The 11,390-nt window shown below is 40.2% G+C and carries 10 protein-coding genes; 7 read left to right on the top strand and 3 right to left on the bottom strand.

The features are described 5' to 3' along the window. Positions 1-14: 14 nt before the first annotated feature. Positions 15-872 (bottom strand): oxidoreductase, encoded by an 858-nt coding sequence (locus ACM0OT_RS17105; protein ID WP_414565621.1) that lies wholly within the window; start codon positions 870-872, stop codon positions 15-17. A gap of 263 nt (positions 873-1,135) precedes the next feature. Then, complete coding sequence (locus tag ACM0OT_RS17100) at positions 1,136-4,798, bottom strand: NB-ARC domain-containing protein (protein ID WP_414565620.1); 3,663 nt, start codon at positions 4,796-4,798, stop codon at positions 1,136-1,138. 214 nt (positions 4,799-5,012) lie between these two features. Here ACM0OT_RS17100 and ACM0OT_RS17095 point away from each other — a divergent pair, with 214 nt between their 5' ends. After that, positions 5,013-5,909, top strand: a complete 897-nt coding sequence (locus ACM0OT_RS17095; protein WP_414565619.1) for a pyridoxamine 5'-phosphate oxidase family protein — start codon at positions 5,013-5,015, stop codon at positions 5,907-5,909. Positions 5,910-5,947: 38 nt separating this feature from the next. Here the strand turns inward: ACM0OT_RS17095 and ACM0OT_RS17090 are convergent, their stop codons facing one another. Further along, on the bottom strand, positions 5,948-6,604 hold the full coding sequence (locus tag ACM0OT_RS17090) for a hypothetical protein (protein WP_414565618.1): 657 nt from the start codon (positions 6,602-6,604) through the stop codon (positions 5,948-5,950). Between the two features lie 215 nt (positions 6,605-6,819). Between ACM0OT_RS17090 and ACM0OT_RS17085 the strand changes: the two genes are divergently transcribed. The 6 genes from ACM0OT_RS17085 to ACM0OT_RS17060 all read left to right on the top strand — a co-directional run bounded on the left by ACM0OT_RS17085 (position 6,820) and on the right by ACM0OT_RS17060 (position 11,267). Beyond that, entirely contained in the window at positions 6,820-7,230 is a 411-nt protein-coding gene (locus ACM0OT_RS17085) for a hypothetical protein (RefSeq protein ID WP_414565617.1), read from the top strand. Positions 7,231-7,254: 24 nt separating this feature from the next. Beyond that, positions 7,255-8,004, top strand: coding sequence for a MinD/ParA family ATP-binding protein (locus tag ACM0OT_RS17080; RefSeq protein WP_414565616.1), 750 nt, complete (start codon positions 7,255-7,257; stop codon positions 8,002-8,004). A 67-nt stretch (positions 8,005-8,071) separates the two neighbouring features. Next, a complete protein-coding gene (locus tag ACM0OT_RS17075) occupies positions 8,072-9,472 on the top strand; it encodes an AAA-like domain-containing protein (RefSeq protein WP_414565615.1) in 1,401 nt (466 codons plus the stop codon). Between the two features lie 165 nt (positions 9,473-9,637). Beyond that, positions 9,638-9,763 carry a hypothetical protein gene (locus ACM0OT_RS17070; RefSeq protein WP_414565614.1) on the top strand — a complete coding sequence of 42 codons (126 nt, stop codon included), beginning with the start codon at positions 9,638-9,640 and terminating at the stop codon, positions 9,761-9,763. Between the two features lie 111 nt (positions 9,764-9,874). Further along, the gene (locus tag ACM0OT_RS17065; RefSeq protein ID WP_414565613.1) at positions 9,875-10,123 is read left to right on the top strand and encodes a helix-turn-helix domain-containing protein; all 249 of its coding nucleotides are present in this window, start codon (positions 9,875-9,877) and stop codon (positions 10,121-10,123) included. A gap of 175 nt (positions 10,124-10,298) precedes the next feature. Beyond that, positions 10,299-11,267, top strand: a complete 969-nt coding sequence (locus ACM0OT_RS17060) for a DUF1822 family protein (RefSeq protein ID WP_414565612.1) — start codon at positions 10,299-10,301, stop codon at positions 11,265-11,267. Positions 11,268-11,390: the final 123 nt, after the last annotated feature.

Below are 11,390 nucleotides of genomic sequence, written 5' to 3'. Positions count from 1 at the left end.
AAAGATGGATTAGTTTACCCACCAATGGGAGCAACTACCGCGTCTTCAAAGGCAGTATTAATTCCGATTTCTTTCCAAGACTGAAATTCCTCACGTTCCTCTGTCCGTTTTTGTTCCCACAAACCGTAAGCATCCGAGCCGAGTATCAACCTCAGTGGTGGATTCTCCGATTCAATAGCTTGAATCATTGCCAGTGCTGCCTTTTTCGGATCACCCGGCTGTTTGCCGTTACCACCATAGAGATATTCTCTAATGGGCTCAATCACTGCTTTGTAATCATCAATTTCCGTTTCTGGCTGCATATTGGCATCACCGGCAAAGTTGGTGCGAAACGCTCCCGGCTCGACAATTGTCACGTTAATACCCAGTGGTTTAACTTCATCACGCAAGCCTTCAGCAAAACCTTCGACTGCAAATTTGGTCGCGCAGTAGAGTGCAAATCCGCCTATCGAAGCCAAACCACCAATAGAAGTAATATTGACAATATGACCAGATCTTTGGCGGCGCATCACAGGTAAAACTGCGCGTGTCATTTCAATAACGCCGAAGCAGTTAACTTCAAACTGTTTTCTGATCTGCTCGGATGAAAAACTTTCTAAAGCACCGAGAGAACCTTGCCCTGCATTGTTTACTAGAACATCAATGCGGCCAAAGCGTTCTAAGGTGGCTTTCACAGCTGCGTCTCGTTCTTGGGCGTTTGTTACATCCAGCCGAACGGCAATTGCATTTTCCTGGTTAGCTTGTGCCAATTGTGCAACTTGTTCGGGTTTTCGTGCCGTCAACACAACTTTGTCGCCGCGCTCTAAAACTGCTTCTGCTAGGGCGCGACCGAATCCGGTTGATGTGCCGGTGATCAAATAAACTTTACTCATAGAGCTTTAAAGAGTAAATGGCTTTTGACTGAGTATAAACACTGGTATTGTCAAATTAAGACGGCTCAAAGTCAAGCAGCTAATATCTATCTTTTGGTAGAACTTTTCGATTTTATAGCAACAGATATATTGGTTAGGACATTATATTTTAATTTCTAGGGAACAGGGAACATAGATGGCTACTGCTATATAAGTTCAGTTTATTATGGCGTAGACGCAACGCAGCTTGTCATGAGATATCGCCAGCAATCTATTAGAAAAAGTTAACCCACTGCACCCAAAGATTGCAACGTCAAAATCGTCGCATCAGTTAACCCTTTCACACGAGCAATATTCATCCCTTCATAAAGTCTCTTCGCTCGCAAAATCTTTAAACACTCGCCTGTTTTTGCATCCCAAATTCTCACAGTTTGGTCTTGAGAACCACTAGCGACAACTTCCCCATGTGGACTAAAAGCTACGGAAGATACTAAATGTGTATGCCCAACGCAGATATGATGACATTCGTCTGTATTCACATCCCAAATTCTCACAGTTTGGTCATGGGAGGCACTAGCAAGGGTTTTACCATCAGGACTAAATGCAACTGCGAATACCCAATTGGTATGTCCAGTCAATGTTTTGAGGCATTTACCTGTCTTCCAGTTCCATATTTTTACTGTTTGGTCGGTGCTGCAAGTAGCGATAATTTCACCATTGGGACTAAAAATAGCTGAATAAACACGACTATCGTGTCCTTGTAATGTGTTGATGCAATCACCTTGACAATAATCCCACACTTTTACAGATTGGTCGGCACTGGCACTAGCTAAAACTTTCCCGTCTTGACTCCAAGCAATTCCCAGGATTTTATCGGTATGTTCACTCAAAGTTTTGAGACATTGACCTGTGCTAATATCCCATAGCTTAACTGTACAATCTGCGCTACCAGTAGCGAGAATTTTACCTTGGGGATGAAAAGCAACAGCATATAGCCAATCTGTATGTCCGAGTAAAATCTGGAAACATTTTCCTGTACTGATGTTCCACAATCTTACTGAGGAATCTGTACTCGCACTTGCTAAAATTTGTCCATCTGGGCTAAAGGCAATACCATAAATAAAATCTGTATGTCCTTGCAAGCTGCTAATGCAATTGCCAGTCTGCCAATCCCATAGCTTAACTGTTTTGTCGTTACTACCACTGGCTAAAATTAGCCCGTCAGAACTAAAAGCTACAGGTAAAGCCCAATCTGTATTTCCGTACCAAGTTTTTAAACATTGTCCAGTACGAGAATCCCAAAGTCTAACACTTTGGTCTAAACTAACACATACTAATATATGACCATCTGGACTAAAGGCGACGGAACAAACTTCATTGGTGTGACCATGTAGAGTTTTAATGCAAGTGTTGGTCTGACAATCCCAGAGTTTGATAGTGCGATCGCCACTACCACTGACTAAAATTTTACTATCAGAACTATAGGCAATAGAATAGATGCTGTTAGTATGTCCGGTGTAAGTTTGCAGACATTTACCTGTATGATAATTCCAGAGTTTGATGGTGCGATCGCCACTTGCACTAGCCAAGGTTTGCCCATCTGAACTAAACGCCACCGAACGTACCCATCCTGTATGTGCTTTTAAAGTTCTCAAACATTTACCCTGATGCACGTTCCACAGTTTAATTGTGTGGTCAGCACCACTACTCGCTAAGGTTTGCCCATCTGGACTAAAAGCAACGCAACGTACCCAATCTGTATGTTCTGTAAGGGTGTGCAAGCACGTACCACTGCGGATATCCCAAAGTTTTATAGTGCAATCCCCACTAGCACTGGCTAAAGTCTCACCCTTTGGATGAAACGTTACAGAAAATACTTCATGATCATGACCAGTAAACGTTTTTATACAAACACCATCTCGGACATTCCAAAGTTTAATCTTCTGGTCAGCACCGCAACTCGCCAAAATTTCCCCATCTGGACTAAACACGACAAAGCGCACCCAGTTAGTATGTCCTTGACAAATCAGCAATAATTTACCTGTTTTCACCTCCCATACACGAATATGACAATCAGTGTCGCAGGTTGCTAAAAGTTGAGCATTTGGACTAAAAGCAGCAGATAAAATATTACCTAATGTTTCCGTAAAAACACAGCGAGATAAATCTGAGCCGACAAAATTAACATCATGCAGGTTTACGCCCTGAAGATAAGCTTGCCATACAGTTAAACCCGAAAAGTCAAAGCCAGTAAGGTCAATTTCTGCTTGATGTAGCAGATTCAAAGCATTGCCACCAGCATAGCCCGTTACTTGAGGAGACTTATTACGTAGGTTGGAGAGAATTTGAGTGAGACAATTAGCTATATTTTCCAAACAGCCCACTTCTGTAATTAATTTATCGATAACAGGCTGAACAATCAGACTAATTTGTGTCTCCCGTACATAATCTTTAGCTTGTGCCTTAATGAGTGCATGAGTGGTAAATAAGGGAGTAGGGGAAGTCCCTTGCTTTTCTATTCCCCATTGCTTGATTTCCTCACAAACTTGCTCAATTAACTGATTAGTGACATACTCCATCACCACAGGTTGTTGAGTAAAGCCACCAGCATTTTTTTCAATTACAGAACGCCTTTGCAGTGACGAGAGTGATTCTAGCAATTCCCGAAGTGGAACATGAGCTACAAAATCTGCTTGTAACTCTCCTAAAGAAATAGGTTCGCGGTTGATGGCTAACCAGTACATAATCTCTCGTTCCAAGACTGTGAGACGATGGAACTGTTGGTCAAGCAGGTCACGAATATCGTCAAAGATAAATGTACCTTGCTGAGAAAGTGCTAAAAATTTGTCAACATTACCATCAAAAAAATCATGGATAGAAGAAGCTACAATCTTCAGAGCTAAAGGATTACCGCCATAGCGTGAAACTAAAACTTGCCATTGGTCTGGGGAGGCTGTAAATTTACCTTTAACATTAAATAATTCCCGTCCTTCTTTTTCTTGTAAACCTGTAAGTTGTAGAGAACGTACTGGTAAACTCTCCCCTTCATACTTAGCGAGTCCTTGGGGTTTTTCCCGCGAAGTAAGTATTAAACAACTTTGATGAGAAGTTTCGGCTACACATTGCAGGAGTTGACCGTAACCTTCACATCCAGCACGATAACGACCAGTGCGATCGCCTGCTTGTAAAATTGACTCAGCATTATCCAGAATTATGAGACAGCGCGACGAACGTAAATACTTGAGTAAAAGCAAGATTTTCCCATTTAACTGATTTGGTAAACTTGTTTCTTGCTGTTGAGATACAAATTGAATCAATTGAGCCAAAATATCTTCCACTGGCGGCGCATTGCGGAGACTACGCCAAATGATGTATTGAACTGGAGATGAGGAAGATAAAATTCCCCCTTGTTCCCTTGTCCCATTCTCCCCTCGACTGCCAATAATTGCTTGTGCCAGCTTAACTGATAGAGTCGTTTTACCAATTCCACCCATTCCCAGCAACGTCACTAGGCGACAGTTGTCCTGCGTCACCCATCGCTTCACAGTTTCCAGTTCTTCACTGCGACCGTAAAAAATAGATACATCTGGTGCTTCACCCCAATCTTTGGAAGGATTAAGTATAAAGAATGAAGTATGAAGTGAATTATTTTCATCCTTGATCCTTTTACCTTCAATCTTTGTCTCGGCCACCTCTTCCCAATTCAGCCCAAGCACCTGACAATAGGCTTTAAACGCCTCAGCATTAATTGCTTGCTTTCCGGCTAAGAAACGTTTCCATGTTCCTTCTGATACACCAACAGCGAGAACACCATGTTCTTGCCAAGAGACACCTAAAACTTCACTGGCTAATTCCATCCATCTGAAATCATCAACAGACCAACCCTTTTCACTTCTAGCTTGTTTAATGCTTGCGAGTCCCTGTGGAGAAGCTTTGAGAGTAGCCACAATTTTTGAGTGCGTCTTGCTCTGAATCATTTATAGATATATTTGCAGAATGACAAGGTTTTTTGCAATAGCATAAAATTTTGCGATCGCCAAGATCATTTATCCTTGTTGCAGTAACTCCGAAACTGATCTTGAAAATTTAAGACTATATAACGAATATTAAATAAATGTATAGAAATTATACAATATCATTTCTTAATTACGAATTAATACAATGTCTTTCCATTCTGGAGAAATTAGAGTCCAAACTCAGGCGGGAGTGCGAGAAGAGGCGCAACGTCTTTGTAATGTTATTAGTAGTACAATCAAATCATCTGCTAAAGAATTCCTGCATACGCAACAATTAGCAATTGCTAGTACAGTTGATAGTAAAGCTAGAGTTTGGGCATCTTTGTTAACAGGAAACCCTGGTTTTGTAGAGATATTAAACACGCAAACTATACAGATTAATACTACTCCCATACAAACCGATCCATTACACCAAAATCTGCAAACTAACAATGATATTGGGCTATTGGTAATTGATTTAGCAAACCGCAGGCGCTTGCGTTTGAATGGCAAAGCAGAGGTAAATCAGGAGAACATAAAAGTACAAATTCAGCAGGTATTTTTTAACTGTCCTAAATATATTCAGATACGTCATATAGAAAAAACTATAATTGATTCACTAAAACTACCTGAAACTTTTATCAGAGATGCTTTGAGCGAGACAAAGCAACTTTGGATAACTCAAGCTGATACCTTTTTTATCGCTAGTTATCATCCAGAAAGTGGGGCTGATACTTCCCACAGAGGAGGACTTCCGGGATTTGTACAAGTTTTGAATAGTAATAAGCTTGTGTTTCCCGATTACTCTGGTAATAATATGTTTCAGACCTTCGGTAACTTGATTGTAAATCCCAATGCAGGTTTATTATTTATCGATTTTGAACAAGGTCACACATTACAACTGACGGGAAAAGCAAAGGTGATTTGGGATGTAGAAAGATTAAATGAGTTTGCTGGGGCGCAGCGTATAGTAGAGTTTGATATTGAGCAAGTTTTGGAAATTAGAAATGCTTGTTCTCTGCGTTGGCACTTTGGCGAATATTCTCCAGCGAACCCAAGATAAGCTGTTGATAAGTTCGTACTAGGAACTTTAGCTCTAACTCAACCACCACCAAATCTTGTCAACAACTCCTCACGGGATAATTCGAGTAAGAAGCGGCTATACTCTTGCGGTGGTAATTGTAGTAAAGGCTCAATTACTTGTTCTAATTCTTCATCTAGCGAACCAAATCGGACACGCAACAAATTTTCTACCACTTGGCGACGTTCATCTTTTTGCCCTTCTTGTAAGGTAGCTTCCCGCCATTCTAAGTAAGCTTGCGATAAGTTCATAATCACCTCTTGGTCATCTTCCGTAAGATTTTCCTGGTTTATAACAGTTATCCGCCAACTGGTAATCAGTTCTTGGATATCTCGCCGTAATGGGTTGTTTTGAGGAAGTGAAAGTAATTCGCTGACGGCTTGACGTTGGGTTTCTCCTTTTCCTAAAATCCTCAGCCATAGGGTTTCAACAGTCAATGGTAACTGGTTAATTGCTACTATTGCTGTTTTGAAAGAGTCCGGTAGAAAGTAAACACCTGCTAGCCAATTATCTGTATCTAATCTAGCGCCAAAACTCTCAAGTAAACTCGTTGAAGCTGTAGTTGCCAAAATCCATAAGCGCGGTAAGTTATTCTCTGGTAAAGATGTATTTTCACGCTTGGCTTTACGTTGTAATTCTCCATACACAGAAAATAGCTTCAGCAGGCAATTACGCACCTCAGTTGGCTCAGAAATGGCGGCTGAGACTGAAATAATTGGATCTTAGGTATGGTACGGCAAATATACACATATTTATAATTTCGTCAAGACCAGTTTTCCAAGTGCTGCTGCGCTACAAAACTGATCTTTCGTCATGTGGTGCGATCGCCTAATTTGAGAAAGATATAGATCCAAACACTCCCCACATAGACGTTGATGACATGGAGTAAATCATGCCCCAACATCCCCTTGATATCAGTTACGAAGCAGTCACCGTTAAAATTGTTAACTTCACTGCTTTCAAAAATGCAGGTAGTAATAATGTTCTCATGCCTTTTCCTGCCAGACTAGCCCGGAATCAGGTAAAACACAAAACTCAGTCTTACTTGCGAAATACCGAAAAGACTTTAAGAGCAGAAGTTGTTGCTTTGCAACAGGAATTGGCAATTGTACAACAGGAAAAAGCTGAATTAGAAAGTCTATTGAAACAGCAGCAAGAGACTAGAAAACTTCAACTCCAAGAGATGCAAATCGAAATTGATTTACATAAAGTCGCACATCAGGTAGCAGAAATTACTCAAACTGATTATTTTCAACAATTACAAATAGAAATTGCATCCCTTCGTAATACCAAGACATCTTAATTACGAATTACGAATTACTCCTCTATGTCTAAAATTATCGCGATTCACTCATTCCGTGGCGGAACAGGTAAATCTAACTTAACAGCAAATTTAGCGGTAACAATGGCACTACAAAATAAGCGAGTGGCCATTGTAGATACTGACCTGCAATCTCCTGGAATTCATGCTCTATTTGCTATTAATGAAACAACTACAGGTAAGACATTAAACGATTATTTATGGCATCGTAATTCCATTGCTGATACTGCCTGTGATGTGACTTCTGATCTAGCGATCGCGCAAGGGAAGGTTTTCCTCATACCTTCAAGTATCAATGCTGATGAAATTGCCAAAATAATCAGCGAAGGATACAACGTTAGTTTACTTAATAGTGGATTACAAAGATTAATTAGAGAGCTAGAATTAGATTACTTATTTATTGATACTCACCCCGGACTTAGCCGAGAAACTTTACTATCTATAGTTATTTCTGACCTTTTAATTGTGATTATCCGTCCAGATCGCCAAGACTTTCAAGGTACTGCGGTAACAGTTAATATTGCTCGTCAACTTCAAGTCAGCAAAATGATGATGATCGTGAATAAAACACCCAGTCGCATGGACTTTTCATCGCTACAGCAAAAAGTAGAAAAAACTTATAACGTCCCAGTTGCAGGGATATTTCCACTTTCAGAAGACATGGCACAACTCGGTAGTAGTGGAATATTTTGTTTGCAATACCCTGAACATACATTGACTCAAATGGTACAACAGGTGGCAGAAAAAGCCAGTTGAAAATTTTAAAACTCAAATTTAGATAAATTAAAATATTCAGATAACTTAGTTAAATAAACTTAAGATAATGACTGAAAGTATTCAAGAACAAACACTAACATTCGAGACAGCTTTAAAAGTAGCAAATAAAGCAGTTTTTGCTAAGAATCAAAGACATCTAAAAAATATTGAAGTAGCTGTATTGCGCGGAGCTTTACTAGGGCAAAAATATGACAAAATTGCCGCAGAATGTGACTATGCTCCAGAATATATTAAGCATGATGTGGGGCCAAAGTTATGGCAGATACTATCAGCTAGTTTAGGAGAAAAAGTCAGTAAAACTAATTTGATGGCTGTTTTAGCACAACGAGCCTTTGAAGAACTTACAATTCAAGAGTTTTCTTCTTCTCTCTCAGCAACCAGTCCCCAACCCCTAGAATTAGAATCACCAGTTGGAGTCATACCATTGAACTCTGCTTTGTATATGGAACGTCCTCCGGTAGAGTCTCGCTGTTATGAGGAAATTACCAGAGATGGGGCATTGATTCGTATTAAAGCATCCAGTCAAATGGGTAAGACTTCTTTAATGGTAAGAATTTTAGCCCATGCTCAACAACAAAATTCATCAGTACGTACTGTAGCTTTGAGCTTACAGCGAGCTGAAAGTGCTATTTTTAATGACTTAGATAAATTCTTGCGTTGGTTTTGTGCTGCGATTACTCGTAAGCTTCAGTTACCCCATCGAGTCGAGGATTATTGGAGCGCAACTTTTGGCAGTAAAAGCAATTGCACCGCTTATTTTGAAGACTGTGTGCTACCAGATATTAATGGTGTTTTGGTCTTAGCTTTAGATCAAGTTGATGAGGTGTTTTTACATCCAGAAATTGCTGATGATTTCTTCACTTTATTGCGTTCTTGGTATGAAGAAGCTGCTTATGGAGATATCGGTAATCCTCTGTGGCAAAATTTGCGTTTGGTAATTGTTCATTCCACAGAAGTATATATTCCTCTAGATATTAACAAATCACCATTTAATGTGGGTTTAGCAATTGAATTGCAAACATTTACACCTGTGCAGGTATGCAATTTAGCTCAGTGCTATGGAATTCATTTATCTGAAAATGAGTTATCAGAATTGATGCAGCTTGTGGATGGACATCCGTATCTAATACAGCAAGCTTTGTATCATTTAGCGCAACAAGACTTGACTTTCAAGCAGTTAATCCAAACAGCAGTTACAGATGCAGGTATTTATGACAATCACTTACATCGTCATTTACGTAGCCTACAAGAACATCCTCAATTAGCAGCAGCGTATGAAGAGGTAATCAAGTCATCAACTCCTGTAGAATTAGAACAGACTGTAGCATTTAAGTTGCACAGCATGGGCTTAGTCAAGCTGCAAGGAAATCAGGTTATATCCAGTTGTGAGCTGTATCGACAGTATTTTGAAGAAGCCTTGCGACCTACTGCTACACGTAATATGTAGATACGTGATTAGATTCACTGGCGTTAGCGTTAGCAATTATGCTTCATGCACCATCTCTAAAATCTGATTGTATAGAAGCCGTTTAACAGCATTACGATTCATAACTTGTTTGACTTCCAGCCAAGAAGCAGCTTAAACTTCGAGGGTTTCTGGAACAGGGGATCAATGTCTGCAAGTTCAAGATATACTACTTCGGGCTATGTAATTTGCGATCGCCCTCGGATTTTATCCCAGAAATCTATTGTATTTTTAGTAGGCGATCGCTCACAGCAAAGAATAACTCAACCTTAACCACGGAAGCGAGTGTATGTTAGCCAAGCAAACATGGTTGTATGCGGTAGTGTTACCGGAACCTTCATTAATGCGCCATTCACCGGCTAATTTATTGCGATCGCTATTGAGATGCCAGCCCCTCTACGTATCATTCTCACCTGGGAAGAAGACTTGACCTTAAATGAACTGCGTCATGCTGGATATGTTCCTAAACGAACCCGTGACCGGGCGCAAATGTTGCGATTGAATGCCAAAGGCTGGAAAGTAGCAGTAATTGCCAAGATATTTGAGTGTCATCAACATACACAGGACTTACGCAAGTGGCACAGTTGCGTAAGTCCTGAGAGTTATGGGAGAGGGTTAGGGTTGATAGCTTGAGAATCTTCCGGGACAATTATGGGCAAGTCGGGAAATTAGCCAGTAAAACAGGCTGTTGGCACAGATGAAAAAATTCTCCAACCACAGAGTGGAAACAAATCCCCCATTTCATGGCATAAAACTCTTGAGTACAGATGATATATAAACAGCAGCATTGATCCCTGAAGATTGAATCATGACTAACATCACTTCTTGGCTAGAAAATTTTGCAGTACCATTGCCTATTTCCCAAGCAGCCCGAACCACAGCACAGTTATTTGCCGACCAACAGCCAACTCTAGCAAAAGCAGAACAAGTCCGGCTAAATACGCTAGCTGTATTAACAGTCAATGACTACTTACAGATGATGGAAATTCCTACTGACCTCAGCGGTAGTGATAGTTGGAATTTAATTGTGCGACTCTGTGCCAATGTAGCTGACCTAGAAATCCCCTCAGTTGGTCGTTTAGAATGTCGTCCTGTGAGGTTACATGAACAGGCGTGTATAATTCCCGCAGAAACTTGGGAAGAACGAGTAGGTTATGTAGTGGTGCAAATTGATGAATCGCTTCATGAAGCAAAGCTGCTGGGATTTATTAAAAATGCCACAACTGAGACATTACCTTTAAATAAATTACAACCCCCAGAAACATTAATTGATTGTTTAGCAGAACTCAAAACATCCCCAGTTAAAACGCTAGTGAATTTGAGTCAGTGGTTTGTTGGTCAATGTGAGGCTGGTTGGCAAACCTTGGAATCTTTGTGGAACTCTCTAGGATCTATACCCGCCTATGGCTTTCGTAGTGCAGTAATGACGGAAAACACACCTCTTAACCAAGCAGAAACGGTTACCAGAAGGGCGAAACTGATGGACTTGGGTATTCAAATAGATAACCAACCCGTGATGTTACTTGTAGAAATTAACCCTGAGGCTAACCAACAAACCAGTATTCGTCTACAGTTACATGCCACAGGTAATCAAATTTATTTACCCGAAAACGTCCAACTCACAGTTTTAGATCAATCGGGATCAGTATTTTTAAAAGCGGCTGCTAGAAGTGCAGATAACTACATTCAATTGCAATTTAGAGGTGAAATTAAAGAACAATTTAGCGTTCAGGTATCATTCGATGATATGAGTATTACAGAACACTTTATAATCTAGAACCAATATTTATTGAAATTTTTTAGATTTTAGAGAGGTGAGATAGGCATTATTGAGGCGTACGCAGCGCAGCAAATATTTTAAATTGTCAATTAAAATTTGACTGGGAGTGACATAACAGTC

The sequence above is a fragment of the Anabaena sp. CCY 9613 genome, assembly GCF_963920895.1.
Taxonomy (GTDB): Bacteria; Cyanobacteriota; Cyanobacteriia; order Cyanobacteriales; family Nostocaceae; genus Cyanocohniella.
This window is presented reverse-complemented; position numbering and strand designations above follow the sequence as displayed.